Annotated in this window: 25 protein-coding genes; 10 read left to right on the forward strand and 15 right to left on the reverse strand. The window is 71.3% G+C overall.

Going from position 1 to position 26,822, the window contains the following annotated elements; translation table 11 throughout:
• Positions 1 to 73 precede the first annotated feature (73 nt).
• Genes MJ604_RS02840 through MJ604_RS02865 form a run of 6 tightly spaced genes read right to left on the reverse strand, consistent with a single transcriptional unit; the run spans position 74 to position 7,009 of the window.
• Positions 74 to 868, reverse strand: coding sequence for an ABC transporter ATP-binding protein (locus MJ604_RS02840; protein ID WP_243056763.1), 795 nt, complete (start codon positions 866 to 868; stop codon positions 74 to 76).
• The gene (locus tag MJ604_RS02845) at positions 861 to 1,934 is read right to left on the reverse strand and encodes an ABC transporter substrate-binding protein (protein ID WP_243056764.1); all 1,074 of its coding nucleotides are present in this window, start codon (positions 1,932 to 1,934) and stop codon (positions 861 to 863) included. Before MJ604_RS02845 ends, MJ604_RS02840 begins: the two co-directional genes overlap by 8 nt.
• A gap of 41 nt (positions 1,935 to 1,975) precedes the next feature.
• Complete coding sequence (locus MJ604_RS02850; RefSeq protein WP_243056765.1) at positions 1,976 to 2,866, reverse strand: ABC transporter permease; 891 nt, start codon at positions 2,864 to 2,866, stop codon at positions 1,976 to 1,978.
• A gap of 49 nt (positions 2,867 to 2,915) precedes the next feature.
• A complete protein-coding gene (locus MJ604_RS02855; RefSeq protein WP_243056766.1) occupies positions 2,916 to 3,785 on the reverse strand; it encodes a phosphatase PAP2 family protein in 870 nt (289 codons plus the stop codon).
• Positions 3,782 to 5,155 (reverse strand): hypothetical protein, encoded by a 1,374-nt coding sequence (locus MJ604_RS02860; RefSeq protein ID WP_243056767.1) that lies wholly within the window; start codon positions 5,153 to 5,155, stop codon positions 3,782 to 3,784. The genes MJ604_RS02855 and MJ604_RS02860 overlap by 4 nt, the downstream gene beginning before the upstream one ends.
• Before the next feature lie 18 nt (positions 5,156 to 5,173).
• Complete coding sequence (locus MJ604_RS02865) at positions 5,174 to 7,009, reverse strand: long-chain fatty acid--CoA ligase (protein ID WP_243056768.1); 1,836 nt, start codon at positions 7,007 to 7,009, stop codon at positions 5,174 to 5,176.
• 72 nt (positions 7,010 to 7,081) lie between these two features.
• Between MJ604_RS02865 and MJ604_RS02870 the strand changes: the two genes are divergently transcribed.
• Entirely contained in the window at positions 7,082 to 7,261 is a 180-nt protein-coding gene (locus MJ604_RS02870) for a hypothetical protein (protein ID WP_243056769.1), read from the forward strand.
• On the opposite strand, the gene MJ604_RS02875 is transcribed toward MJ604_RS02870, so the two are convergent.
• The 6 genes from MJ604_RS02875 to MJ604_RS02900 form a co-directional block, all read right to left on the reverse strand.
• Positions 7,258 to 8,421: an acyl-CoA dehydrogenase family protein gene (locus MJ604_RS02875; protein ID WP_243056770.1), complete on the reverse strand. Its 1,164-nt coding sequence runs from the start codon at positions 8,419 to 8,421 to the stop codon at positions 7,258 to 7,260. The two genes, MJ604_RS02870 and MJ604_RS02875, sit on opposite strands and share 4 nt — an antisense overlap.
• Positions 8,421 to 9,455, reverse strand: a complete 1,035-nt coding sequence (locus MJ604_RS02880; RefSeq protein WP_243056771.1) for an LLM class F420-dependent oxidoreductase — start codon at positions 9,453 to 9,455, stop codon at positions 8,421 to 8,423. The genes MJ604_RS02875 and MJ604_RS02880 overlap by 1 nt, the downstream gene beginning before the upstream one ends.
• A gap of 227 nt (positions 9,456 to 9,682) precedes the next feature.
• Positions 9,683 to 11,428 (reverse strand): ABC transporter ATP-binding protein, encoded by a 1,746-nt coding sequence (locus tag MJ604_RS02885; RefSeq protein WP_243056772.1) that lies wholly within the window; start codon positions 11,426 to 11,428, stop codon positions 9,683 to 9,685.
• Complete coding sequence (locus MJ604_RS02890) at positions 11,425 to 13,158, reverse strand: ABC transporter ATP-binding protein (protein ID WP_243056773.1); 1,734 nt, start codon at positions 13,156 to 13,158, stop codon at positions 11,425 to 11,427. Before MJ604_RS02890 ends, MJ604_RS02885 begins: the two co-directional genes overlap by 4 nt.
• A gap of 58 nt (positions 13,159 to 13,216) precedes the next feature.
• The gene (locus MJ604_RS02895) at positions 13,217 to 14,128 is read right to left on the reverse strand and encodes a hypothetical protein (RefSeq protein WP_243056774.1); all 912 of its coding nucleotides are present in this window, start codon (positions 14,126 to 14,128) and stop codon (positions 13,217 to 13,219) included.
• Positions 14,128 to 14,682, reverse strand: a complete 555-nt coding sequence (locus MJ604_RS02900) for a YbaK/EbsC family protein (RefSeq protein WP_243056775.1) — start codon at positions 14,680 to 14,682, stop codon at positions 14,128 to 14,130. The genes MJ604_RS02895 and MJ604_RS02900 overlap by 1 nt, the downstream gene beginning before the upstream one ends.
• A 79-nt stretch (positions 14,683 to 14,761) precedes the next feature.
• On the opposite strand from MJ604_RS02900, the gene MJ604_RS02905 reads away from it, so the two are divergent.
• The gene (locus MJ604_RS02905; protein ID WP_243056776.1) at positions 14,762 to 15,679 is read left to right on the forward strand and encodes a glycerophosphodiester phosphodiesterase family protein; all 918 of its coding nucleotides are present in this window, start codon (positions 14,762 to 14,764) and stop codon (positions 15,677 to 15,679) included.
• On the opposite strand, the gene MJ604_RS02910 is transcribed toward MJ604_RS02905, so the two are convergent.
• The 3 genes from MJ604_RS02910 to MJ604_RS02920 are packed head-to-tail and all read right to left on the reverse strand — an operon-like array spanning position 15,643 to position 17,365.
• Positions 15,643 to 15,837, reverse strand: a complete 195-nt coding sequence (locus MJ604_RS02910) for a PspC domain-containing protein (protein WP_243056777.1) — start codon at positions 15,835 to 15,837, stop codon at positions 15,643 to 15,645. The genes MJ604_RS02905 and MJ604_RS02910 overlap by 37 nt on opposite strands.
• Positions 15,834 to 16,148, reverse strand: coding sequence for a hypothetical protein (locus MJ604_RS02915; protein WP_243056778.1), 315 nt, complete (start codon positions 16,146 to 16,148; stop codon positions 15,834 to 15,836). Before MJ604_RS02915 ends, MJ604_RS02910 begins: the two co-directional genes overlap by 4 nt.
• Positions 16,145 to 17,365: a PspC domain-containing protein gene (locus tag MJ604_RS02920; protein ID WP_243056779.1), complete on the reverse strand. Its 1,221-nt coding sequence runs from the start codon at positions 17,363 to 17,365 to the stop codon at positions 16,145 to 16,147. Before MJ604_RS02920 ends, MJ604_RS02915 begins: the two co-directional genes overlap by 4 nt.
• A gap of 143 nt (positions 17,366 to 17,508) precedes the next feature.
• Between MJ604_RS02920 and MJ604_RS02925 the strand changes: the two genes are divergently transcribed.
• The 8 genes from MJ604_RS02925 (at position 17,509) to MJ604_RS02960 (ending at position 26,697) form a co-directional block, all read left to right on the forward strand.
• On the forward strand, positions 17,509 to 18,801 hold the full coding sequence (locus MJ604_RS02925; protein ID WP_243056780.1) for an ATP-binding protein: 1,293 nt from the start codon (positions 17,509 to 17,511) through the stop codon (positions 18,799 to 18,801).
• Complete coding sequence (locus MJ604_RS02930) at positions 18,794 to 19,471, forward strand: response regulator transcription factor (RefSeq protein ID WP_243056781.1); 678 nt, start codon at positions 18,794 to 18,796, stop codon at positions 19,469 to 19,471. The genes MJ604_RS02925 and MJ604_RS02930 overlap by 8 nt, the downstream gene beginning before the upstream one ends.
• Before the next feature lie 77 nt (positions 19,472 to 19,548).
• On the forward strand, positions 19,549 to 20,937 hold the full coding sequence (locus tag MJ604_RS02935; protein WP_243056782.1) for an APC family permease: 1,389 nt from the start codon (positions 19,549 to 19,551) through the stop codon (positions 20,935 to 20,937).
• 9 nt (positions 20,938 to 20,946) lie between these two features.
• Positions 20,947 to 21,291, forward strand: a complete 345-nt coding sequence (locus MJ604_RS02940; protein ID WP_243056783.1) for a hypothetical protein — start codon at positions 20,947 to 20,949, stop codon at positions 21,289 to 21,291.
• A gap of 109 nt (positions 21,292 to 21,400) precedes the next feature.
• Positions 21,401 to 23,725 (forward strand): chemotaxis protein CheW, encoded by a 2,325-nt coding sequence (locus MJ604_RS02945; protein ID WP_243056784.1) that lies wholly within the window; start codon positions 21,401 to 21,403, stop codon positions 23,723 to 23,725.
• Entirely contained in the window at positions 23,722 to 24,141 is a 420-nt protein-coding gene (locus MJ604_RS02950) for a chemotaxis protein CheW (RefSeq protein ID WP_243056785.1), read from the forward strand. Before MJ604_RS02945 ends, MJ604_RS02950 begins: the two co-directional genes overlap by 4 nt.
• 37 nt (positions 24,142 to 24,178) lie before the next feature.
• The gene (locus MJ604_RS02955) at positions 24,179 to 25,750 is read left to right on the forward strand and encodes a methyl-accepting chemotaxis protein (RefSeq protein WP_243056786.1); all 1,572 of its coding nucleotides are present in this window, start codon (positions 24,179 to 24,181) and stop codon (positions 25,748 to 25,750) included.
• Between the two features lie 65 nt (positions 25,751 to 25,815).
• A complete protein-coding gene (locus MJ604_RS02960) occupies positions 25,816 to 26,697 on the forward strand; it encodes a hypothetical protein (protein ID WP_243056787.1) in 882 nt (293 codons plus the stop codon).
• Positions 26,698 to 26,822 lie beyond the last annotated feature (125 nt).

Here is a 26,822-nt window from a genome sequence, read left to right on the forward strand (position 1 = left end):
CGTCGAACGGGGGGAACCGTGTTCGACACGCTTCCAGGATCTCAGGTCAGAACCTGACCGCTACTGATTTCCGTCAGGCCACGGCGGTCGGCGCGTGGATCGCGCCGCGCACCTCGTCGCAGAGGGCGACGTACTCCGGCAGCGCCCGGATCTCGTCGGCCGGGACGCGTACGCCGCCGTCGCTGAAGACGGCCGGTCGGTCGAGGACGATCCGCCCGGGCCGCGGGCTCATCACGAGCACGCGGGAGCCGAGGAACACCGCCTCGTCGACGCTGTGGGTGATGAACAGGATCGTGCGGCCGGTGGCCCGCCAGATCTCCAGCAGCTCGCTCTGCAGGCGCTCGCGGGTGAGGGCGTCGAGGGCGCCGAAGGGCTCGTCCATCAGCACGATGTCGGGCTCGTTGGCGAGGACGCGGGCGATCTGGCAGCGCTGCTGCATGCCGCCGGAGAGCTCGTACGGACGGTGCTTCTCGAAGTCGGCCAGGCCGACCATCTCCAGGTAGCGCGAGGCCGTCTCGGCGCGGTCGTGGGCGGAGACCCCGCGCAGCTTCGGGCCGAGCTCGACGTTGCGGCGTACGGAGAGCCACGGGTACAGCGTGGGCTGCTGGAACACGACGCCGCGCTCCTCGCCCGGTCCGCGTACGGCGTCCCCGCCGACCGCGACGGTGCCCTCGCTCGCCGTCATGAAGCCCGCGAGCAGGCGCAGCAGCGTGGTCTTGCCGCAGCCCGATGGCCCGGCGAGCGTGACGAACTCGCCGGGCTCGATCGTGAGGTCGATCCGGTCGAGCGCCGGGACGGCGGCACCACCCACGGTGAAGTGGTGCCGCACGCCCCGGAACTCGACGCGTCGGTCGTGCCGGTCAGTCACCGGCGACGCTCTCGGCCGGGCCGGCGTCGACGTGCTCGGCGTAGTCCGCCTCGGTGCCGACCGCCTCGATGCCGCCCTGCTCGAGCAGGAAGCCGGCGGTGTTGAAGAGGTCCTTCGCGAACTGACCGCCGAGGTAGTCGGCACTCGCCTGCTCCGAAGCGGTCAGGTAGGTGAGGCCCGCGAACTGCTTCTCGGCGTCCGCGGGGTCGATGCCGAGCACGACGGCGACCGACTCGGCCGCGGTGGCCGGGTCGTCCTGGATCAGCTTGACGGCCCAGTCCTGAGCCTTCGCCCACTGGGTGAGGAACTCCGGGTTCTCGGTGATGAAGGCGCGGCTGGCGGTGCCGACGTCGAACGTCGGGCGGCCCGCCTCCGCGGTGTCGGCGCTGGAGAGGATCCGCTCGCCGCCGGTCTCGAGGAGCTGGCTCTGGGTGGGGTCCCACACCCAGGCGGCGTCGATCTGGGCGCCCTGCCAGGCGGCCGGCATCTTGTCGGGGTCGAGGTTGATCACCTCGACGTCCTTGCCCGCCTCGAGGCCGGCGTCGGTGAGGGCCTGGAGCAGCGAGTAGTGCGCGGTGCTGCTGAACGGGACCGCGACCGTCTTCCCCTTCAGGCCGGAGATGTCGGTGATCGACGGGTCCTTGACGATGAGGGACTCGGCGTCCCCGATGACGTCGTGGATCCAGACGACCGCGATGTCGGCGTCGTCCACGATCGGCTTGGAGGAGGCGATCGTCGCGGGCGAGGAGCCCATCAGGCCGAGGTCGACTTCGTCGGTGCCGTAGTACTTGACGACCTCGCCGCCCGACGGGGCCTGGACCCACTTGATGGTGGCGTTGGGCATGCAGGCCTCGAGGATGCCGAGGTCCTTCACGACGACGTCACCGTTGGGGATCGCCTGCCAGGCGATGCGGGCGGTGGTCGTCACGGACTCGTCGGGCTCCCACGGGCAGTCGCTGTCGGCGGGGGCCGAGGCGGTGCTGCTCCGGCCGCTCTCCACGCAGCCGGACAGGGAGAGGGCGAGGGCGGCGGCCGCCAGGGCGGCAGCGGTGGCACGGGTCTTCACGGAGGGTGTTCCTTCACTGGTCATGCGTCGGAGGACGCTGTTCACGCCTTGCCCCGCCAGGGGACGAGGACTTTTTCGAGGGACTTCAACCCGAGATCGAGGAGGATCGCCGCGATGCCGATCACGACGATGCAGGCGATGACGAGGGCGGTCTGGAGCTGGTTGCCCGCGAGGTAGGCGAGACCGCCGATGCCGGGGATGCCGTTGGCGATCTCGGCGGCCACGACCGTGGTCCAGGCGAACCCGGTGGCGACCCGGATGCCGGTGAGGATGTCCGGGGTCGAGGCCGGCAGCACGACGGCGGTCAGCACCTGGCGGCGCGAGGCGCCGAGCGAGCGGACGGCGTTCACCTGGTCCTGGCGTACCCCGTGGACACCGCTGATCGTGGCCATCGCGATCGGCGGGAAGGCGGCGAGGAAGAGCAGCCAGACCTTGGAGGTGTCGCCGATCCCGAACCACACGATCAGCAGGCCGATGTAGGCCAGCGGGGGCAGCGAGCGCAGGAAGTTGAGGTACGGCTCGAGGACGACGCCGAGCCAGGTGGTCCCCATGACGAGGCCCAGCGGGATGCCGACGACGATGGCGGCACCGACGCCGATCGCGATGCGCTGCAGGCTCGCGATGAGGTGCTCCCACAGGTAGTAGCCCTGCTCGCCGCGGACGATCCGGTCGGAGCCGGCGGCGACCGGGTGGTCGGTGTTGGCGCGGACGAACGCGTCCCACACGTCGCCGGGCGGTGGCAGGTACAGCGGCGAGACCCACTCCATCGCCGTCACGAACCACCACGCGGACAGCAGCAGGAGCAGCGTCGATGCATGCAGCGCCAGCAGCTTGAGCCGGTGTCGGCGGCGCTCGCGCCGGTGGTCCTGCGGGCCCGCGGCGGGGGTCGACGGCGCCACCTCGGGTGCGGGCGCGGCCACGGTCTGCGTCATGGTTAGTAATTTAACCAGACTGAGTTACTCCACTATTGCGGAGGGTCCATCATGCGGCGCGGCGACGCTCCCAGCGACCGACGCCGATCATCACCAGCAGCGCCACGAGTGCGCCGGCGACGGCGTCGATGACGTAGTGCTCGGCGAAGTAGGTGAGGGCCAACGACATGGCGAGTGGGTAGAGCAGCAGCAGCCAGCGCCACGGGGAGCGGAGCCGGGTGATGAACCAGAACGCGACGAGGAACGCGATGCCCGCGTGCAGTGACGGCATCGCCGCGACCTTGTTGCCCATCCCGAACATCAGCATCGTCTGGCGGTGGAGGTCGATGTCCTCCCAGCCGCGCCGGGTGATCCGGGCGACCGGGTCGAGGTAGCCGTCGCGGGCAGCCATCCAGGGCGGCGCCATCGGGTAGACGATGTAGATCGCGAGGCCGCAGAACAGCAGCGTGATGTAGCGCCGCAGCCAGCGCGCCCACTCGAGCTTGTCGCGCAGCCACAGGACGCCGGCGAGCGTCAGCGCCACCAGGAAGTGCGAGGCGTAGACGGTCGTCATCAGCGCGTCCCACCACCGTGGCGGCAGGTCGCGCGTGCACGGGTCGCCGCACCAGGCCTCCTGCAGCCGCACCGTCGGCGTCGTACCGCCGAAGAACCACTCGTCGACGCGGATCGGCATCGAGTAGTGCGGCGCGATCCCGATCTCGTCCGCGAGCCCGCGCACCAGCCAGTAGACGACCAGCAGCAGCAGCGGCTTCCACCAGTCCTTCCAGAACTCCCACGGGTCCTGGAGGCCGTTCCACGCCAGGGTCGCGACCCAGATCCAGAGGATCACGCCGGCCGGGTCGTTGGGGATCCCGATGAACCAGCTCCACGCCAGCAGGGCCACGGCGTACGCCGCCATGGCTCGGGTGCGGCGGCTCACCGCTCGTCGCTCCGGTAGATCGTCCACTCGCCGGCGGTGGCCGCCGCCGAGTAGTGCTCGTCCATGACCCGGTCGGCCGCGGCAGCGTCCACGCCCCAGGTGCCGAGCGACCTCCCGGCGACGACCAGCCAGGTCGGCCGGTCGGAGGAGGAGAGCAACGAGGTGAGGCGATTCAGCTCGGGGTCGTGCACACGCACCGGCAGGCTCCAGAGGTCGGGGTAGGGGGAGGACAGACCGGTCGCGCGCAGGATGTTCGCGCCGCCGAACGCGACCATGCCGGTGTCGCCCGGCTCCACGTGCGCATCCAGCCACGCGATCGCGGGCTCCTCGGGGCGGTCGATCGGCTGGACCAGGACCCAGCACAGCGCGGCTGCCGTCGAGGCCGCGCAGACGGCGTACGCCGCTCGCAGCAGACGGTCGGTGCCGGGCGCGGCCGCGGTGAGCAGCACCAGGCCGGGCACCAGGCCCATCAGGTAGTGCAGCCAGTAGCTGCCGCCCGCGAGGACGACCAGCGTCTCCCACGCGAGGACGGCCAGCGCCGGCCAGAGCAGGGACGAGCCGCGGAGCCGGCGGGCGAGCGCGACGACCAGCAGCGGCGCCCCGGACGCGAGCAGAGCGACCAGCAGCCCGCCGAGTCGCGCGGTGGTCGATCCGGTCGCCGACGCCGCGATCACCGACGCGGCGTCGCTCCGGAACACCACCACGGCGTCCCAGAGGTCGATCGGACCGGTGCCGCGCCACGCCGCGAGCAGCACGGCGACCGCGAACGTGGCGAGCGCCGCGCCGGCGACGACGCCGAGCGCGCCCCACCGCCGGCGCATCAGCAGCAGCACGGCGGCCAGCACGAAGACGTCGAGCAGGCTCTGCTTGACCAGCGCCCCGCACGCGCCGAGAACGCCGGCGAGCAGCGCCCAGCGCAGCCAGTCGTCGGAGCGCGCGGCCATCAGCACCGCGGCGCTGCCGCCGACGAGGAACGGCAGCCCGAGCAGCTCGCCGTTGACGACCGTCCCGCCGAAGAGGGGGGTCGCGACCAGCACGGCCGCGGTCAGCGCGGGCAGCACCGGCGACACCGACGCCGCGCGGCCCACGGCGCCGGCGAGCAGCACGGTCGTGACGACCGCGACGACACCGATCATCCGGAGCGACCACGGCGTACCGCCGAGCACGTCCGCCAGGGAGAACAGGGCGATCAGCAGCGGCGGACGGTCGACGAAGTAGTCGCCGTACAGCGACGACCCGTTCGACCACTGGCTGCCCAGCATCAGCAGCCCGCCCTCGTCGGGGCTCAACGACCGTCCGGCGAAGGGCAGCCAGACGGCACCGGCCAGTACCGCGAGGGCGGTGACCCGCTCCCAGGGTGACCGCAGCACGCGGTGACCCTATCGGGACTATCCGTACAGGCGGTCCACCACGTCGGCGTACTTCGAGTTCACGACGCGGCGCTTGAGCTTGAGCGTCGGCGTCAGCTCGTCGGACTCCGCGGTCCACTCGACCGGCAGCAGCTCGAACGCCTTGACCTGCTCGGGCCGTGACAGTCGCTCGTTGGCCGAGTCGACGGCCTGCTGGACCGCCGCGAGGATCTCCGGCTTGCGAGCCAGGTCGGCGAGGTCGGTGAACTCGATGCCCATCTGCTGGGCGGCGAGCGGCGCGATCTCGCCGTCGAGGGTGAGCACGGCGACGACGTACGGCCGGCTGTCGCCGATCGCCATCGCGTGGCCGATGAGCGGCGACTCCTTGAGGTAGTTCTCGATGTTGGACGGCGCGATGTTCTTGCCGGCCGAGGTGATGATCAGCTCCTTCTTGCGGTCGACGACCGCGAAGAAGCCGTCGTCGTCGAGGGTGCCGATGTCGCCGGTGTGCACCCAGCCGTCGTCGTCGACGAGGAGCCGGGTGGCGTCCTCCTGGCGGTGGTAGCCGGGGGTGTTCACCGGGCCGCGCACCAGGATCTCGCCGTCCTCGCCGAGCTTGACCTCCATGCCGGGGTTGGCCTGGCCGACCGTGCCGAGCTTGAACGCCGCCGGCCCGTTGGCGGTGACCGCGCCACACGTCTCGGTCATGCCGTAGACGTCGTACACCTTGAGGCCGAGCCCGGCCATGAACTTCGCGACGTCGAGTGGCATCGGCGCTGCGGCGGAGCCGGCCCAGGTGACCTGGTCGAGCCCGAGCAGCAGCTTGAGGAACCCGAGGATCGCGGCGTCGGCGGCCTGGTAGGCCTCCTCGATCTCCGGCGTCATCGTGCCGCCGACCTCCTGCGCCTCGACCCAGGCCAGGCCGGCCGCCATCGAGTCCTCGACCAGCTTGCGGTTGGCGGGGTCGGGGTCGGCCGCGAGCTTCGCGGAGATGCCGGTCTTGATCTTCTCCCACACGCGCGGGACGCCGAAGAAGGCCGTCGGGTGCACCTCGCCGAGCGCGCCGAGCAGCTGTGCCGGGTCGCCGATCGCGTACATGTGGCTGCCGGTGATCTGCGGGCCGTAGAGGCCGAGCACCCGCTCGGCGATGTGCGCGAGCGGCAGGTAGCTCACCGACCGCTGCGGGTCCATCAGCCCGGCCTTCTCCTGCGTGGAGATGGCCTCGTAGAGCACGTTGTGATGGGTGAGCACGACGCCCTTCGGGTTCCCCGTCGTGCCCGACGTGTACAGGATCGTGGCCGGGTCGTCGGGGGAGAGCTCGGCGGCGCGCGCCTCGACGACGCCCGGGTTCGCCTCGCGGTACGCCGCGCCCGCGGCGAGCAGGCCGGCCCAGTCCTCGTCGATCATCACGACCTTCTTCACGCTGTCGATCTCCTCCAGCGCGCGGGCCCAGCGGGCCCGGTGGTCGTCGGTCTCGAGGATCACCACGGCCGGCCGGGCGTGGCCGGCGACGAACGCGACCTGCTCGGGCGACAGCGTGTTGTAGATCGACATCGGGGTGGCCGCGGCGTGCACCGCGCCGATGTCGGCGAGGTAGTGCTCGATCCGGTTGGTCGCCATGATCGCGACCGTGTCGCCCTTGGCGACGCCGAGCTCGATCAGCGCGGCCGCCAGGTCGAGCGCCTGCTCGTGGGTCTCGCGCCAGCTGAGCGTGCGCCAGGACTCGCCGTCGGGTACCTGCAGCTTGTCGGAGTACGCCGGTTCATCGGCGTACCGCGCCACGGTGTCGGTCAGGGCGTCGACGAGGGTGCGTCCCTCGACGACCGCCTGGATGCGGGCACGTTCGGCTGCGATGTGGGCCTCGACCTGTGTCATGGGTCACAGCCTCGCCGATCCCGGCGCTCAGTGCCAGCGTAACTTCGCAGTTCGGACCGTCGTTCGCCGAGCATGATCTGGGTCTACCTGCTGGGCTTCATGTTCCTCTGCTTGGCTGCCGTCGAGTGGACGTCCCGCCCGCGCAGGCAGGCGAAGGACGACTCCGCTCCCGAGGCGGAACAGCAGCGGATCCCCCAGCCGCGCAAGCCGGCTGGGGACCGCTCCGTGCGCTACACCCGCAGACTGCCCTAGACGCCGAGGCTGCGACCGATGATCTCCTTCTGGATCTCGGTCGTGCCGCCGTAGATCGTCTGGATCCGCCCGTCCATGAACGCCTTCGCGATCGGGTACTCCAGCATGTAGCCGTACCCGCCGTGGAGCTGGACGCCCGCGTCGGTGACCTGCTTCTGCAGCTCGGTCGTCCACCACTTCGCCATCGCGGCGAGCGAGGGGTCGACCTCGCCGGCGTTGAGCTTGAGGATGCAGTCGTTGATGAAGACCCGCGCGACGTGGGCGTGCGTGGCCATCTCCGCGAGCACGAACCGGTTGTGCTGGAAGGCGCCGATCGGCTTGCCGAACGCGGTGCGCTCCTTGGCGTAGGCGAGCGACAGGTCGAGGACCTGCTCGATGGCGGCGACCGCCATCGCGGCGATCGAGATGCGCTCCTGGCCGAGGTTCATCATCAGCGAGATGAAGCCGGAGCCCTCCTCGCCGAGCAGGTTCTCCTTGGGCACCTCGACGTTGTCGAAGAACAGCTCGGCGGTGTCCTGGGCCTTCATGCCGACCTTCTCGAGGTTGCGGCCGCGCTCGAAGCCCTTCATGCCGCGCTCGACGACGAGCAGGCTGATGCCCTTGTGCCCCGCGTCGGGGTCGGTGCGGCAGACCACGATCACCAGGTCGGACATGATGCCGTTGCTGATGAACGTCTTGGAGCCGTTGAGCACGTAGTGGTCGCCCTTGTCGACGGCCGACGTACGGATGCCCTGGAGGTCGCTGCCGGCGCCCGGCTCGGTCATCGCGATCGCGGAGATCAGCTCACCGGTCACGAGTCCCGGGAGCCAGCGCTGCTTCTGCTCCGGCGTCGCGAGCTGGGAGATGTAGGGGACGATGATGTCGCTGTGCACGGGGAAGCCCGGGCCGCTCGCGCCGATGCGCGCCAGCTCCTCGGCCACGATCGTGTTGTAGCGGAAGTCGCTGACCCCGGCGCCGCCGTACTCCTCCTCGACGTCGAAGCACAGCAGGCCCGCCTCGCCGGCCTTGAGCCAGACCTCGCGGCTGACCTGGCCGTCCTTCTCCCACTGGTCGTGGTGCGGGACGACCTCCTTCTCCATGAAGGCCCGCACGCTGGTGCGGAAGTCCTCGTGCTCCTGCTCGTAGATGCTGGGACGCTTGGTGGCATTCTCGGGAGGCATCAGGACACCCACTCCTTGATCTGAGAGATGGTCGCGGCCGGGTTGTCGGACGCGGGTACGACGGACAGCGTGGTGACGCCGGCCTCCTTGAAGGCGGCCAGGCGCTCCTTGACGTACGACTCGGGGCCGACCAGGTTGCCCGCCTCGAGCCACTCGGTCGGAACCTTCGCGGCGGCCTCGTCCTTCTTGCCGTCGAGGTAGAGGTCCTGGATCTCCTTGGCCTCCGCCTCGTAGCCGTACTGGCAGGCGAGGTCGTTGTAGAAGTTCTTGCCGCGCGCGCCCATGCCGCCGACGTACAGCGCGTACATCGGGCGCACGAAGTCCAGCAGCGCCTTGGTCTCCGGGCCCTCGCCGATCGCGACCATGCCGCCGGCGCTGATCTCCAGCGGGCCGAGGTCGGCCGAGCGCTTCGCGGCGCCCTTGGCGAGCGCGTCGCCCCAGACGGACTGCGCCTTCTCCGGGTAGAACAGGTGCGGCAGCCAGCCGTCGGCGACCTCGGCGGTCATCGCGACGTTCTTGTCGCCGAGCGAGGCGACCCACAGCGGGACGCTGGAGCGCTCCGGGCGGGTGAGGATCTTCAGCGGCTTGCCGAGGCCGAGGCCCTGGTCGGCCGGGAGCGGCAGCGTGACGATGCCGTCGTGGACCAGCGGCTCGCGGCGCAGGCCCATCCGGATGATCTCGATGACCTCGCGGGTGCGGCCCAGCGGCTTGTCGTACGGCAGCCCGTGGAAGCCCTCGATCACCTGCGGGCCGGATGCGCCGAGGCCGATGACCGCGCGCCCACCGGACACGTTGTCCAGGCCGGCCGCGGTCTGCAGCAGCGCGCCGGGCGTGCGCGAGAAGACGTTGAGGATGCCCGCGCCGATCTCGATCGTCTCGGTCTTGGCGGCGAGGTACCCCATCAGCGTGGGGGAGTCGAACCCGTAGGCCTCGGCGACCCACACCAGGTCGAGCCCGGCCTTCTCCAGATCGATGATCTGGTCCGCGGCCTGGCGCGGGTTCCCGTCGTACATCAGCGGCATCGACAGCTTCATTGTGACAGCATAACTGTCACGGTCGGGCTCGGGTCAACGGGCAGTGAGGTTCGCCTCGGTGTCGGTGCGGTGCCGGTGCCGGTGTCGGTTCACCATGTTCAGTGGGCGAACCCGCACTTCTCATGGCCTGCACGCCATGAGAAGTGCAGGTTCGCCTGCATCACATGGTGAAGCAGCGACGAACGGTCACCAGCGACGACCAGCGACGACCGGCGACGACGCCAGCTTCAGCCGCGCCCGTGCCAGCTGTCCCAGAGGGCGGCGTAGGAGCCGTCGGCGGCGACCAGCTCGTCGTGCGAGCCGAGCTCGGAGATCCGGCCGTCCTCGACGACCGCGACGCGGTCGGCGTCGTGGGCGGAGAACAGCCGGTGCGCGATGGCGATCACGGTCCGGCCCTCCAGCACCGCGGCCAGCGAGCGCTCGAGGTGGCGGGCGGCGCGCGGGTCGATCAGCGACGTCGCCTCGTCGAGCACCAGCGTGTGGGGGTCGGCGAGCACGAGGCGGGCGAGCGCGATCTGCTGGGCCTGGGGTGCGGTGACGGCGCGGCCGCCGGAGCCGACCACGGTGTCGAGCCCCTCGGGCAGCACGTCGACCCAGTCGAGGGCGTCGACCGCGTCGAGGGCGTCGCGTACGGCGTCGTCATCAGCGCCAGGGCGCGCGAGCACGAGGTTCTCGCGCACCGTGCCGACGAAGACGTGGTGCTCCTGGGTGACCAGCGCGACGTGGCCGCGCAGGTCGTCGAGCGGCAGCTCGGTCAGGCCGACGCCGCCGACGGTGACCGAGCCGGTGCGCGGCGGGTGGATGCCCGCGAGCAGCCGGCCGAGCGTGGACTTGCCGGCGCCGGACGGGCCGACCATCGCGATCCGCTCGCCGACGCCGAGCGACAGGTCGACGCCGTGCAGGACGTCGCGCCCCTCGACGTACGAGAACCGCACGTCCTCGGCGTCGAGCTTCTCGCCGACCGGCTCGCGGCCGGTGACCTCGCGGTCGTCGGGCACCTGCGCGACGCCGAGGAGTCGCGCGAGCGACGCGGCGCCGAGCTGGAGCTCGTCGAGGATGGAGACGATCCGGTCGACCGGGTCGATCAGCATCTGCACGTACAGCGTCGCGGTCGTGACCGCGCCGAGCGAGACCTCGCCCTGGGTGTAGAGGTACCCGCCGAACAGCAGCGTGGCGACGGTCGGGATCAGGTAGGCGATCTCCATGTTCGGGAAGAACACCGTGCGCAGGAACAGCGTGTAGCGCTCGGCCTTGTAGGACTTCGCGATGTCGTCGTCCATGACGCGGATCCGCTCGTCGCCGAGGCCGAGCGACTCGACGGTGCGCGCGCCCTCGACGGTCTCGGTGAGGGTCGCGTTGATCTGGGAGTACGTCGCGCTCTCGCGCAGGTAGCCGTCCTTGGCGCGCTTGAGGTACCACCGCAGGCCGATCACCAGGGGCGGAACGCCGAGCAGGCAGGGGATCGCGACCCACCAGCCGACGGACATCGCCGCGATGAACGTGACGATCGCCGTGATGACCGCGATCGTCCACTCGGGCAGCGCCATCCGCACCGACCAGCCGAGCTGGTCGACGTCGCGGCTGGTGCGCGTGAGCAGGTCGCCGGACCCGGCGGACTCCACGACCCCGACCGGCAGCGCGAGCGTGTTGCCGACGAAGTCCTCGCGCAGCTCGGCCAGCACCTGCTCGCCCAGCACCTGGCTGAGGTAGCGGGCGTAGCGGGTCAGCACGGTCTGCACCAGCAGGAAGCCCGCGAGCAGCGCGATGATCCGGTCGACGTGGCCGACGGTCGTACCGGTCTCGACGGCCTGCACCAGGTCGCCGATCAGCCGCGGCGCGGCCAGCGCGGCGAGGGCGGCCGCGACGTGCAGCGAGACCGCGCCCCACAGCATCTTCGGGTGCCGGCGGGCCAGCGTGACGGCGTACTTGCGCACCGCGCGGGTGTCGGCGACGGGCAGGTGGGTGGCACTCACGAGGCGACCTCGCTCACGGCCAGCTCCGGCTCGTTCTCGCGCGTGACGACCCGGCGGTACTCCGGGCTCGAGTCGAGCAGCTCGGCGTGCGTGCCGGTCGCGGCGATCCTGCCGTCGACCAGGAACGCGACCACGTCGGCGGCGTCCAGCATCAGCGGGCTGCTCGACGTCACGACCGTCGTGCGCCCGGCGCGGTGCTCGCCGAGGCGGGAGGCGATCCGCGCCTCGGTGTGGGCGTCGACGGCCGAGGTCGGCTCGACCAGCACCAGGATCTCCGGGTCCGCCGACAGCGCTCGGGCGAGCACCAGCCGCTGCCGCTGCCCGCCGGAGAAGCTCCGCCCACGCTCGGCGACGAGTGAGTCGAGGCCCTCGGGCAGCGCCTCGAGGATGTCGCCGGCCGACGCGGTGGCGAGCGCGCGCTCGACGTCACCCAGGCCGGTGACGTTCAGCCGGTCGCCCAGTCGCCCGGAGAAGAAGATCGCCCCGGTGTCGGACACCAGGATCCGCCGGCGCACCTCCACCGGCGACAGCGACGTGAGCGGTACGCCGCCGAGCGTGACCTCGTCGTCGACCGGGCTGGCCGTCATGCCGAGCCGGTCGGCCAGCGCCGCCGAGTCGTCGGGCTGCTCGCTGACGATCGCGGTGAGCGCGCCGGAGCGAACGACCAGGCCGCTGCGCCGGTCGTGGAGCTCGGCGCCGGCCGCGGGGGACTCGGCGAGGGTGGCGGGCTCGTCGACCTCGGGGTCGAGGGCGAGCACCCGGACCACGCGGACGGCGGCAACCCGGGCGCGGATGACCTTGTTGGCGTACTCGGTCGCGGTCCGCAACGGGATCATCAGGAACGCGGAGTAGCCGTAGAACGCCACCAGCTCGCCCGGCGTGATCGAGCCCTGGACGGCGTACCGCGCGCCGATCCAGACGACGACCACGACGAACAGCCCGGGTAGGAAGACCTGCAGGGCGTCGAGCATCGACTGCAGCTTGGCGACCTGGACGCCGGCGGTCCGGGTGGTCTGCGACTCCTGGCGGTAGCGGTCGTGGAAGACCTGCTCGCCGCCGATGCCGCGCAGCACCCGCAGCCCGCCGACGATGTCGCTCGCGGTGTTCGACAGGTGGCCCATCAGGTGCCGCTGGTGGGCGGCGCGGCGCTGCAGCGGGCCGAGCAGCGGGGCGACGCCGAGCATCATGAGGGGGACGCCGATCAGCACGACCAGGCCGAGGGTGACCGAGGTCTGGAGCAGGATCACCGAGACCAGGAAGAACGAGACGATCGCGCCGGAGAACCGGGCGGAGACGTCCATCAGCTGGCCGAGGTGGGACAGGTCGTTGGTGCCGATGGCGACGACCTCGCCGGTCGAGACCTTGCGCGGCAGGGTGCCGCCGAGACGGACGGTCTGGCGGGTGACGAGCTGGACGGTGCGGTACGCCGCGATCAGCCAGTTGGTGACCGCGAACCGGTGCCGCATGATGCCGCTGGCCGCCTGCACCAGGCCGATCGCGAGCAGGACCATCGCCCACTTCACCAGCTCGCCGGTGTCCTTCGCGGCGATGCCGTCGTCGATCGCGTGGCCGATGACCGCGGGGATCACGGCCTGCGCGCTCATCCAGAGGATGCCGAAGAACATCCCGCCGACCAGCGTCCGCCACTGGCGGCGCGCCATCCACCACAGGAACTTCCCGGGCGACCGGTGGTCCGGGTCGCCGGGGTGTTCGTGGGGGAGCTGGTGCACCCGGCCACGCTACGGATCGCGGTACTTCGGAAGCGAATCGTTTTCGCGGTGACGGCGGTCACCCTCCGCCCGACACCGTCGACAGGTCGCCGCAGTAGGTCTTGGCGAAGCGCAGGGCGTTGGCCGCGCCCGGGGTGCTCATCCGCAGCACGATCGTCCCCGGCTCGCCGTCGAGGGTCAGGTTGATCGCGAACGCCGTGGCGCCGCCGGACTCCATGAACGCGTGGTCGTCGCACCGGTTCGGCTTGATCGGGAGGTCGATCCGGGTCGCCGGGTCGGTGCCCCGGATCGTCGCGTCCGGACGCCACACGTCGGTGCCGACCGGCGCGAGCACCGGCGTGCCGGAGACGGTGTCGATGGTCAGCGCCGGACCTGGCCTCCCGGTCGGGCTGACCACCAGCGTCAGCGTGCCCGGCTCGCCCTCCTCGCCGCTCGCCGGTACGTCGTCGTCCCACGACAGCGTCGCGACCTGGGCGATCGCGGCCTCGAGGCACCGGGCGGTGGCGAAGCGGCCGGCCACGTCGGTCGAGTCCTCGACGCGCACCCGCCTGGTGACGTCGCCGTACGTCACCGTGATGGTGCCGGTGCCCTGCGGGTGGTCGCACGCGGGCCGGCGGGGCAGCGGGATCTGGAAGCCGCGCTCGGACTGCGACGGGATCGGGCGCATCCGGGTCACCTCGAGCCTGGTGCGGAAGCGCGGGTCGTCGTAGGTGATCCGGGTCGGGGTGATCTCGTCGGCGGTGTCGTTGTCGATCCACACCTGCATCCGTCCGGCGGCGGCGTCCCGCGACGACTGGCGCATGTCGGCGAGCAGCCGGCCGGTCGGCGGCGGGGGAGGCGGCAGCGGGATCGGCGTCAGCGTGCTGATGGAGGACGACGGCTCGGGTGCGCTCGCGGCGGGTACGGCGTCGTCGCTGCTGCAACCGACCAGCAGCAGGACCGACGCGATCCCCAGGGCGAGTGCGCGCATCAGCCGGCCAGCCCCTCGACCACCTCGGCGCCGGGCAGGTCCGCGGCCAGCGCGCCGGGGATCAGCAGCTTCGAGCGGCGTACGCCGGAGCCGATGACCGCGACCTCGATGTCGAGCACCCGGGGATCCACCAGCAGCCGCCAGCCGTCGGGCAGCCCGATCGGCGTGATCCCGCCGTACTCCATGGCGGACTCCTCGACGGCGCGGTCCATCGCGAGGAACGACGCCTTGCGCACGTCGAGGGTGCGCTTGACCAGGTTGTTCACGTCGGCGCGGGTGTCGGCGCGGACCAGGCAGGCCGCGACCCGCTCCTCGCCGTCGCGCCGCCCGGCGACCACCACGCAGTTCGCGCCGGTGGTCATCGGCAGGTCGTAGGCCTCCGACATCGCCGCGGTGTCGGCGATCGCGGGATCGATCTCCACGACGCCGACCCGGTCCGCGAGCGCCCAGCCGCGCAGGGCCGCGGCGACCGGACCGGCCAGCAGGTCGGGTCGCTCCAGGGCGGGCACGGTCTCGAGGCGACCCAGGGTCGGCCCGAGGTGAGGTGGCGTCATGCCAGCCATTCTGGCGTGCGTCACCGGCGGTTCACGTCGGTTCTGCCGTACCGACATCCGGCCGGGCTGTGCTGGCGCCATGTCCGAGCACCCACTGGTGATCGCCCATCGCGGAGCCTCCGGCTACCGGCCCGAGCACACGCTCGCGTCGTACCGGCTGGCGATCGCGCTCGGCGCGGACCACGTCGAGCTCGACCTCGTCACCACCCGGGACGGTGTGCTCGTCGCGCGGCACGAGCACGAGCTGAGCCGGTCGACCGACGTCGCGGAGCGGAGCGAGTTCGCGGGCCGGCTGACGACCAGGCTGGTGGACGGCCGGGAGGCGACCGGCTGGTTCAGCGAGGACTTCACGCTGGCCGAGCTCAAGACGCTGCGGGCGGTCGAGCGGCGGCCCGAGCTGCGACCACTGAACACCCGGTACGACCGGCGCTACGACGTCCCGACGCTCGACGAGGTGCTCGCGCTGGTGGTCGAGGAGTCACGCCGGCTGGGGCGCCGGGTCGGGGTGTGCGCGGAGATCAAGCACGCGATGCACTTCGCCTCGATGGGGCTTCCGGTCGACGAGCCGCTGCTCGCGGCACTGGCCGGTCACACCCTGCCGGTCCACGTGATGGCCTTCGAGCAGGGCTTCCTGCGATCGCTGCGCGAGCGCACCTCGCTGCCGCTGGTGCAGCTGATCGGTGCCACCGGCCGGGTGGACCTGGTGACCGACACCGGGCTGCGGCGCGTCGAGCAGTACGCCGACGCGGTCGGTCTCGAGAAGGACCTGGTCTCCGCCGACCTGGTCGCCGCCGCGCACCGCACCGGCCTCGAGGTGTTCGTGTGGACGCTGCGGGACGAGGTGGAGTCGATCGAGGACACCCAGGCGTACGTCGACGCCGGGGTGGACGGCCTGATCACCGACCACCCCGACACCACGCTGGAGGCCCTGCGGTTGCGCGCCTCCGGCATGGTGCCGCCTCACGCCTCCGGCATCAGGATCCACGCGACGACGTAGGCGACCAGCGCGGTACCGAAGCTGAAGACGATGCCCAGCACGGCGAGCAGCCGCACGAGGGTCGGGTCGACGCCGAGGTAGCGGGCGACGCCGGAGCAGACGCCGGCGACCATCCGGTCCTCGCGCAGCCGGACCAGCTGCTTCACCTGGGTGTTCACTTCTCCTCCTCGGCGGTGGGGTTCTCGGTGGTGGGGTTCTCAGTGGGGTTCTCGGTGGTGTCGACCCAGCCGACCTGCTTGGTCGACCAGCGGCGGCTGCCGGAGACGCCGATGGCCAGCAGGCCGGCGAGACCGGCGAGCACCCACGGCACGGGCAGCAGCCAGCGCACGTCGTCGTCGTCGACCACGTCGCCCTGGACCAGGGCCCACACGCCGACGATGGCGAGGAACGCGATGCCCATCACCAGGTGGCCGACGTTGACGGGGTGACGTCCGGACTGCTTCTCGGGGACGGTGGCGGTCGTGCTCATCGGTTCTTCACCTCGATCTGGCCGACGTCGAGCGTGACGTCGAGCGTGATGGTGGGCTCGCCGGCGCTTCCGACGATGCGCTGCTGGTCGATGTCGACGCCGCCGTCCTCCTCGCCGAAGAGGTTGATGTTGCCGGGGCCGTCGACCGAAGCGTTGATGCGGGCGGCGAGCCCGTCCGGCAGCGTGATCTCGATCCGCCCGACGTCACCGGTCACGGCGATGGTGCGGCCGTCGAGGTTGTCGAGGTCGGAGACCTCCGACAGATCGATCCGCTGCTCGCCGACGTCCAGCGAGTAGCTCGACTGCACCTCGAACGCGGTGAGCGGCCTCGAGGTGACGGTCTTGGCGTCGATCTGGTCGACCGCGGTCGCACCGGCGAGGCCGAGCGAGGCGATCAGGCCGAGGGCGATGATGCCGCCGGCGCGACCGAAGAACGCGCCGAGCAGCAGCATCACGCCGGAGATCCCGACGGCGAGCGCGGGGTACGCCGAGTCGGCGATGCTCGCGCCGGCCAGGTCGATGATCCCGAGCAGGCCCACGCTGAGCGCGATCAGCGCGAGCGTGAACCAGAACAGGATCGGGCCCTTCTTGCGCGGGTTCGGCGGGCGCACGTAGCTCTGGAACGGCGCGACCGGCTCGGTGTGGTAGGGCTGCGGCGGCACGTACGTCGACGTCGGCGGGATGTACGACGAGGCCGGCGGGATGTACGACGAGGTCGGCGGGACCTCCGCCCCCGGGGCCGGTGCGGACGGCGCCGCGCCGCTCGGTGGGTTGTTGCGGGTCAGCAGCCACAGCGCGATCAGGGCGACCACGGCCAGCGGCCACGGGAACCAGCCGCCGCCCCACGAGTCGCCGATCATCGCCAGGGCGGCGAGACCGCCGACCACGACCAGCACGATCGAGCGGGTCCGCTCGTCGAGGTGGATCGGGGCGCGGTCGGATCCGTCCTCGGGCACCAGCAGCCAGCAGGCGCCGTACAGGATCAGGCCGGCGCCGCCGAAGAAGACCAGCACCACGAACGCCACGCGCAGCACCAGCGGGTCGATGTCGAGGTGGCGGCCGAGGCCGCCCGCGACGCCGGCGACCTTGCGGTCGGCCCGGGAGCGACGGAGACGGCCCAGGTCACGGACCTGGTCGCGGTCGACCCGCGGGCCGTGGTCCCCCGAGGGGTCCGGCGGCGGTGGGCCGAGTGGTGCTTCTGGCGGTGTCGTGGTCATGGCACAAGCCTGACCGGTGAAGGGCGGGCGGACCATCGGGGAGAGCCCTGATCCTGGGCCGGGGGAGCGCCCGTGCGGTCAGGGGTGAGCCGGGGTCAGCCCTCATGGTCCGGGGTGCCGCGCTGTGTGACGATTGAGCCACGATGAGTACACGTGCCCCCGCCGACGCCGGCGCGTCGGCCCCGCTGGGGACGCGGCGCGCCTACCGCGACACCCAGGAGCCGATCCTCGGCGGGGTGGCCGCCGGTCTGGCGCGGCACCTGGGCTTCCCGGTCCTGTGGGTGCGTGCCGGCTTCGTGCTCACCGCGTTCCTCGGCGGGTTCGGCGTCGTGTTCTACGCGGGCCTGTGGTGGCTGCTCCCGGCCGACTCCCGCTTCGAGACCGACGCCCCCGGGCTGGAGAGCGCCACCCGCGGCAACCGCCGGCCCGGACGGATCCGCCGGCTCGGTGACGTCGGCCCGGCGATCGCGCTGGCCGCGCTCGGCTTCGGCGCGATCCTGCTGCTCGAGGCGGTCCTCGGCCGCGGCACCGTGTTCTGGCCCGTCGTGGTCGGCGTCGTCGGCATCGCCCTGCTGTGGCGCCAGGCCGACGACGCGCAGCGCGAGCGGTGGCTCGACAGCACCGGGCGGATCGACCCGATGCGGGTCGTGTTCGGCAGCGGTGGCTGGGCGTCGTACGCCCGCGTCGCCGCCGGCGTCTCGCTGATCGTGATCGCGCTCGTCCTCTACTCGGTACGCAACGGCTCGATCGAGATGGCCCGCGACGTGCTGATCGCGTCGGTGCTGACGATCATCGGCCTGGCGATCGTGATCGGCCCCTGGATCTACCGGCTGGCCTCGGACCTCAGCGACGAGCGCGCCGAGCGGGTGCGCACCCAGGACCGCGCGGACGTCGCCGCGCACCTGCACGACTCGGTGCTGCAGACGCTCGCGCTGATCCAGAAGAACGCCAACGACGGCGCGACCGTCGCGCGACTGGCCCGTGCCCAGGAGCGCGACCTGCGGTCGTGGCTGTACGCCGGCGACTCGACCGACGAGAGCACCGTCGCCAGCGCCCTGCGCGGCGTCGCGGCCCGGGTCGAGGACGAGTACGGCGTCTCCGTCGAGGTCGTGAACGTCGGCGACTGCGACTTCGACGAGTCGCTGCGCCCGATCGTGCACGCGACCGGCGAGGCGGTGACCAACGCCGCCAAGCACGCCGGGACCGGCAAGGTCGACGTGTACGCCGAGGTGACCAGCGGGGCGGTCGACGTGTTCGTCCGCGACCGGGGCAAGGGCTTCGACCTCGAGGCGGTCCCCGAGGACAGGTACGGCGTGCGCCGGAGCATCGTCGACCGCATGCAGCGACACGGGGGATCGGCCGAGGTCCGGTCCGCCCCCGGCGAGGGGACCGAGGTGCGGCTGCACCTGTCCCGACAGGAGGAGAGCAATGGTTGAGCAGCGACCGGCCGGTCCGGTGGGGATCGTGATCGTGGACGACCACGCGATGTTCCGCCGCGGCGTACGCGCCGAGCTCGAGGCTGCCGGCCAGGGCGTGGTGGACATCCGGGCCGAGGCCGCCGACGTCGACGAGGCGGTCGCCGCGGTGTCGACGCACCGGCCCGACGTCGTGCTGCTCGACGTGCACCTGCCCGGTGGCGGGGGCGTCGAGGTGATGCGGCGGGTCGGCGCGAGCGGTGCCTCTCCCGACACCCGCTACCTCGCGCTGTCGGTCAGTGACGCGGCCGAGGACGTCATCGGCACGATCCGCGGCGGTGCCCGCGGGTACGTCACCAAGACCATCACCGGACCCGAGCTGGTGCAGGCGATCGGCCGGGTCGCCGAGGGCGACGCGGTGTTCTCCCCGCGCCTCGCGGGCTTCGTGCTCGACGCGTTCTCGGGCTCCATCGAGGTGGCCGCGGTCGACGAGGACCTCGACCGGCTCACCGAACGCGAGCGCGAGGTGATGCGGCTGATCGCCCGCGGCTACGCGTACAAGGAGGTCGCGAAGGAGCTGTTCATCTCCATCAAGACCGTCGAGACCCACATGTCGAGCGTGCTGCGCAAGCTCCAGCTCTCCTCGCGCCACGAGCTGACCCGCTGGGCATCGGACCGGCGACTCCTCTAGGACCCGTCGCTCCCGGCGACCGGTCCGTCGAGACCTGGTCTCGTTTCATCGCCGTTACCCACGGGTACTCGGCGGTCATGACTGCGACGACCGAACCGGCGCCGGACGTGGACGACTCCGGCCTCAAGCGGAGCATCACCGGGCGCCAGCTGTTCTTCTACACGCTCGGCGACGTCCTCGGCTCCGGGATCTACGTCCTGATCGGGCTCGTCGCCGCCGCCGTCGGCGGCGCGTTCTGGATCGCCTTCGCCGTCGGGGTCGCGATCGCCGCCATCACCGGCAGCGCGTACGCCGAGCTCGTCACGAAGTACCCCCAGGCGGCGGGCGCCGCGCTCTACGTCAACAAGGCGTTCGGGAGCAAGGCGCTGAGCTTCCTGGTCACCGTCTCGTTCCTGTCCGCGAGCTTCGCCGCGGCGGGCTCCCTGGCCAGCGGCTTCGCGTCGTACTTCGCCGAGATCTGGCCCGGCCCGTCGGAGCTCCTCGTGATGCTGGTGTTCATCGCTGTGCTGTCGGTGGTCAACTTCCTCGGGATCACCGAGTCGGTCGTGATCAACATGGTGATGGCGTTCGTCGAGATCGCGGGGCTGGCGATCATCATGCTGAGCGGGATCTGGTACATCGCCGAGGGCCACGCCCACTTCGGCACGTTGCTGGAGTTCGAGGCCGGAGGCAGCCCGGCGTTGGCGATCCTGGCAGGTGTCGCGCTGTCGTTCTTCGCGATGACCGGCTTCGAGAACACCGCGAACGTCGCGGAGGAGACCATCGACCCGCACCGGTCGTTCCCGCGCTCGCTGATCGGCGGCATGGTCGTCGCAGGGGTCATCTACGTGCTCGTGTCGGTGACCGCCGCGCTCACGGTCGACACCTCGACCCTGGCCGACTCCGACGCGGCGCTGCTCGAGGTCATCAAGCAGGGGATCCTCCCGCTGTCGACAGACTTCATGACGAACCTCTTCGCGGTGATCGCGATGGTGGCCATCGCGAACACGACCCTGGTCGCGGTCGTCACCCAGCCCCGCATCCTCTACGGCATGGCGAACGAGGACGTCGTACCGGGGGTCTTCAACAAGCTCCACGCAAGCCGCCGCAGCCCGTGGGTGGGCCTGGTCTTCAGTGCCGTGATCGTCGGGGCGCTGCTGGTCGTCGGCACCCTGATCACCCAGGCTGGATCGGGCCTCGACCTGGTCGCCCGGCTCGCGACGGTGACCGTGCTGTTCCTGCTGTTCATCTATGCCCTGGTGATCGTGTCCGCGCTCAAGCTGCGCGGTCAGGACGAGGACGAGAAGACCTTCCGTGCCAACACCCCACTCCTGTTTGTCGGGCTCGTCGGCAACGCCGCGATCTTCTACTGGTCGGTGCGCGACGACCCGTCGTCCCTGCTCTGGTGCGCGGCGCTCATCGGCGTCGGCGTGGTTCTCTTCGTGATCGAGAGGGTCTTCGGCACCAAGGATCGGGTCACCTCCTAGGCTTCGGCCATGGAATTCCTGCGCCACCTGCTCCTCGTCATCCACCTGCTGGGCTTCGCCGCACTCTTCGGCGGGCTGCTGGTCCAGGCGCGCACGCCCGAGAAGTCGGTCAACGCGCTGATGCGCGACGGCGCCGGGACCGCCTTCCTGGCGGGCCTGGCCCTGGTCGGCGTGATCGAGGCCGACGACGGCGACGTCAACCACACGAAGATCGCGGTCAAGGGCGTGATCGCCCTGGTGATCCTGGTGCTGGTGATGGCGAACCTGCGCAAGGAGCGGATCGCCAACGGTCTCTGGGCGCTGCTGCTCCTGCTCACCGTCGCGAACGTCTGCGTCGCGGTGTTCTGGCGCTGACCCACCCCCTGCCTCACCCTTCTGGGGGAGTTTTCAGCAACGGGCTCAGGTCGGTCCACCGGTAGCCGATCACACCTCTCGTACACCCATTGACGAGAGGGTCTTCCCGGTGGATGAGATCGACGAGATCGTCCAGGAGTTCCTCGTGGAGAGCCACGAGAACCTGGACCAGCTCGACCGCGACTTGGTCGCGCTCGAGCGTGAGCCCGACTCCCGAGAGCTGCTCGGCAGCATCTTCAGGACCATCCACACGATCAAGGGCACCAGCGGCTTCCTTGCGTTCAGCAACCTGGAGTCGGTGACGCACGTCGGGGAGAACCTGCTGGCGCGGCTGCGCGACGGCAAGATGTCCATGACGCCGACGACCACCGACCTGCTGCTCGCGATGGTGGACCGGGTCCGTGACCTGCTGACCACCATCGAGGCCAGCGGCGCCGAAGGCGACGTCGACGTGTCCGACGTGGTCGAGAAGATCTCGGCGCTGCTCGACGGCAAGGAGGTGCCGGCCGCCGAGCCGACCCCCGTCGCCGAGCTGCTGCCCGAGGTCGCCGAGACCGCCGAGACCGCTCAGGTCGCCGAGGTCACCCCGGAGCCCGTCGTCGAGGCGGCGCCCGAGCCGATCGCCGAGCTCGTGCCCGCGTCGGTCGTCGAGGCCGCCGCCAAGTCGGTGGCCCCGCCGGTCGCCAAGCCCGCCGCCAAGGCCGCCCCCGCGGCCGAGGAGGAGCACGGTGCCCGTCGCAACGTGGCCGACTCGTCGATCCGCGTGGACGTCGACCTGCTCGACACCCTGATGCGCCTCGTCGGTGAGCTGGTGCTCACCCGCAACCAGATCGTGCGCCAGGCCGGAGAGCAGGAGGGCCTGGAGCTGGTCCGGTCCGCCCAGCGCCTCAACCTGATCGCCACCGAGCTGCAGGAGGGGGTCATGAAGACCCGCATGCAGCCGATCGACCACCTCTGGTCCAAGCTCCCGCGCGTCGTGCGCGACCTCGGTGCCGCCTGCGGCAAGCAGGTCAGCCTGTCCATGGTCGGCCGCGAGACCGAGCTCGACCGGTCCCTCCTCGAGTCCGTCAAGGACCCGCTGACCCACCTGGTCCGCAACGCCGTCGACCACGGCCTCGAGAGCCCCGAGGACCGCGTCGCGCTCGGCAAGCCCGCCGAGGGCGTGCTCACCCTGCGCGCCTACCACGAGGGCGGCCAGGTCGTCGTCGAGGTGTGTGACGACGGTGCCGGCATCGACTCGGACAAGATCGCCCAGAAGGCGCTCGACAAGGGCCTGCGCACCTCCGCGCAGCTCGCACAGATGGCTCCGGCCGACATCCTGCAGCTGATCTTCCTGCCCGGCTTCTCCACGGCCGCGGCGGTCACCAACGTCTCCGGCCGCGGTGTCGGCATGGACGTCGTGAAGACCAACATCGAGAGCATCGGCGGCACCATCGAGGTGGAGTCCGTCGTCGGCCGCGGTACGACGTGCCGGCTGCGGATCCCGCTGACCCTCGCGATCGTCCCCGCCCTGACCGTCGAGTGCGCCGGCGACCGCTACGCGATCCCGCAGGTCAGCCTGCTGGAGCTCGTGGCGCTGGACGCCGACCGGGCCGCGACCGCGGTCGAGGACGTCAACGGTGCCTCGGTCTACCGCCTGCGCGGTGCGCTGCTCCCGCTGGTCCGGCTCACCGACGTGCTCGGTGTCGAGTCCGACCGCTCCGACGGCCACGTCCTGATCGCGGTGCTCCAGGCCGAGGGCAAGCGCTTCGGCCTGGTCATCGACCGGGTCCTCAGCACCGAGGAGATCGTGGTCAAGCCGCTCGGCTCGCGACTCAAGTCGCTCGGCACCTACTCGGGCGCCACCATCCTGGGTGACGGCCGCGTGGCGCTCATCCTGGACGTGCAGGCCCTGGCCCGCCGCGCCCTGACCGCCGAGGCACTGGAGCGGGGCACCACCCCCGACACCGTCGAGACCCACAAGGCCGCCAGCGAGCACCTCCGCATGCTGGTCGCCGGCATCGGCGGTGGCCGCAAGGTCGCGATCCCGCTGTCGTCGGTCACTCGCCTCGAGAACATCCCGACGTCCTCGGTCGAGGTCGTCGGCAGTCGCGAGGTCGTCCAGTACCGCGGTGCGATCCTGCCGCTGCTCCGCCTCGACCGGCACCTCGGCTCGATGAGCGAGCGCGAGGGTGACGACCTGGTGGTCGTCGTCTACTCGGCCGCGAACCGCAGCGTGGCGATCGTCGTCGACGAGATCGTCGACATCGTGGACGAGGAGTCCGAGGTCCGCAGCGACATCGACGACCACGGCCTGCTCGGCTCGACGCTGATCCGCGACCGGATCGTCGAGCTCCTCGACGTCCGCGCCGCGATCCTCGCGGCCGACCCGAAGTTCTACACGGCACCCGAGTTCGAGGTCACCCTCGACGCGGACTACCAGGAGGCGATGTGAGCACCCGGATGGTGACCTTCACCCTCGACGGGCGCCTGTACGGCGTCGACGTCGATGCGGTCCAGGAGGTCCTGCGTGGCCAGACCCGGACGCGGATCCCGCTGGCGCCCGGCACCCTGGCCGGACTGATCAACCTCCGCGGCCAGGTGCTCAGCGCGATCGACCTGCGCGTCCAGCTCGAGCTGCCCTCCCGCGAGGAGGAGGCCGAGCCGATGCTCGTGGTCATCCGCGTCGCCGGCGAGCCGGTCGCGCTGCTCGTCGACACGATCGGTTCGGTCGTGGACGTCGACACCGACCAGTTCGAGCCGCCGCCGGACACGCTGTCGGGCAACTCGCGTGAGCTGCTGCTCGGCGCGTACAAGCTCGACAACCAGCTGCTGCTCGCGCTCGACGTCGACCGCGCCGTCGCCGCCTGACCTTCTCCGACCCCCCGATCGAAGGACCTTCCCTGCCATGAAGTCACCCATCACCTGGACCGTGGGCCGCCGGCTCGCCGCGATCGCCGCGATCGGCGGCGCGACCGCCGTCATCGTCGGCGGCGTCGCGTACTCGGGCCTGAACAGCGTCGAGTCCAAGAACGCCGAGCTGGCCGACCTGCAGGAGGCGCGGGCGCTGATGCACGCGCTCGACACCCGCTCCAGCGAGCTCAAGGTCGACGCCCTCAAGTCGCTCTCGTACGTCGACAACTCGGAGATCCCGGCCGACGTGATCGACGACAACGGGAAGGTCCAGGCCCTGGTCGACCAGATCAAGGGCCTCGAGCTCGACGTCGAGGCCGACGAGATGACGCAGTTCGAGGGTGCCTGGGTCTCGTACGGTCAGGCGATCGCCGACTTCGTCGACGGTGCCGTCGCGAACCAGAACGGCATGCGTACCCGCGCCGACGAGATCCAGACCGCGAACGACCAGATGGACGAGATGCTCTCGGCCACGTTCGACAAGATCGAGAAGGCCGCCGACGCCAAGACCGCCGAGGTCAAGGACGCCCAGAACCAGGCCGAGCTCTTCGTGCTCGTCACCATCGTGGTCGGCCTGACCGCGCTCGTCGCGCTGGCGTTCCTCATCGCGCGCTCCATCACCCGCCCGCTGCGTTCCAGCATCGACGTCCTCGCGTCCTTCGCGGACGGCGACCTCACGAAGCGCGCCGAGGAGCGGTCCGCCGCCGAGCTCGGTGAGCTGGAGCGCTCGCTCAACCGCTCGATCGACTCGGTCGGCGCGGTCATCACGTCGATGGTGTCGTCCGCGGACGCGGTCGCCGCGTCGTCGGAGGAGCTGTCGTCGTCCTCGCAGCAGATCGCTGCTGGTGCCGAGGAGACCTCGGTCCAGGCCGGCGTCGTGTCCGGTGCCGCCGACGAGGTGTCGCGCAACGTGCAGACCGTCGCCGCCGGCGCCGAGCAGATGGGTGCCTCGATCCGCGAGATCGCCGGCTCCGCGAACGACGCCGCCCGCGTCGCCGCCCAGGCCGTCGGGATCGTCGAGACCACCAACGAGTCCGTCGCCAAGCTGGGCGCGAGCTCGCAGGAGATCGGCAACGTCGTCAAGGTGATCACCTCGATCGCCGAGCAGACCAACCTGCTCGCGCTGAACGCGACCATCGAGGCCGCGCGTGCCGGCGAGGCCGGCAAGGGCTTCGCGGTCGTGGCCAACGAGGTCAAGGAGCTCGCTCAGGAGACCGCCCGCGCCACCGAGGACATCGCCCGCCGGGTCGAGGCCATCCAGGCCGACACCACCGGCGCGGTCGACGCGATCGGCGAGATCTCCACGATCATCTCCTCGATCAACGACTACCAGCTCACGATCGCCTCGGCGGTCGAGGAGCAGACCGCGACCACCAACGAGATGGCGCGCAACGTCGCCGAGGCGTCCACGGGCTCGGGCGAGATCGCCACCAACATCTCCGGCGTGGCCGCCGCGGCCGAGACCACCACCCAGGCCGTGAACCAGACGCTCACGGCGATCGAGGAGCTCGCGCGCATGTCGAGCGACCTCCGACGCGAGGTCTCGCGCTTCCGCACCACCGTCTGATCACCGAGGACCGCGTTCTGCGGTTCCCGACATGACGGCGTACGGCACGGGGTACCGTCGACCTCGTGCCGTACTCCGTCGTCGGGGCTCCCGCCCTCGCCTTCGACCTGGCCCGCCTTCCCGGTGGTGACCAGGTCTCCGGCGTTCTACGGGCCGCGCTGACCGCGACGGCCGACGACGTCGAGCGGCTGGCCGCCTGCCACCCCGGGCTACCGACCCGGTCGACCTGGCTGCGGGTCCGCGACATCGCCATCGAGACCACCGAGAACGTCGCCGACGTGCTGCCGCTCGCCGGGGAGGCGATCGACGAGGCCGCGGCCGGCGAGACCCGGCTCCTGCGTCGCCTCGAGACCGGGCTGCTCGGCGACGTCGACGCCCTCGACCGGATCATCCGGCGCGAGCTGCTCGACTGGACCTGGCTGCGCAGCGGTGAGCTGGCGGTCCAGGACCCCGCTGCGGCGGAGGCCGCCGACGTCCTCGCCGACGCGGCGTTCGCCGGCTACCTGCGCGACCGGCTCCCCGAGGACGCCCGCCGCGCGATGGCGGTGCCGTTCCTGCGGGCCGGGGTGCCGACCCGCGACGCGACCGTTCCGACCGGGGTCCCCGACGTCGACGAGGTGCTGACCGTGCTGGCCGGGGCCGACGACGCGGTACGCCGCCGGTGGCGCGCGGTCGTCGACGACCTGCGCCTGCACACCGGCCAATGGGCGCCCGCCATGCACCAGGCGACCTGGGCCCTCTCGCTCACCGACCGGCTCCGGCTGGCGTGCGACGCCCAGCTGGCCGGGGTGATCGCGTTCCGCCGCGCCGGCTTCAGCGCGCGCGACGCGGCGTACGGCGTCTGGAACGCGCTGTCCGGAGTCCTCCAGGCGAGCGCCGTCGGCGACGTGCTGCCCGCGGCCGAGGCCGACGTGCTGCTGCGGCCGTGGCGCGAGGTCTACGCCTGATCCCTGGTCCAGGTCGTCCGGGCCCGCACGTTCTCTGAGATCGAGGTCGACGCGACCTAAGGTCCCTCCCGGCACGGCCGATGGAATCCTCGCCTGCACTTCAGTGGGCCTGAAGGTGAGGACAC

It is taken from the genome of Nocardioides sp. SR21, from assembly GCF_022761125.1.
Lineage (GTDB): Bacteria > Actinomycetota > Actinomycetes > Propionibacteriales > Nocardioidaceae > Nocardioides.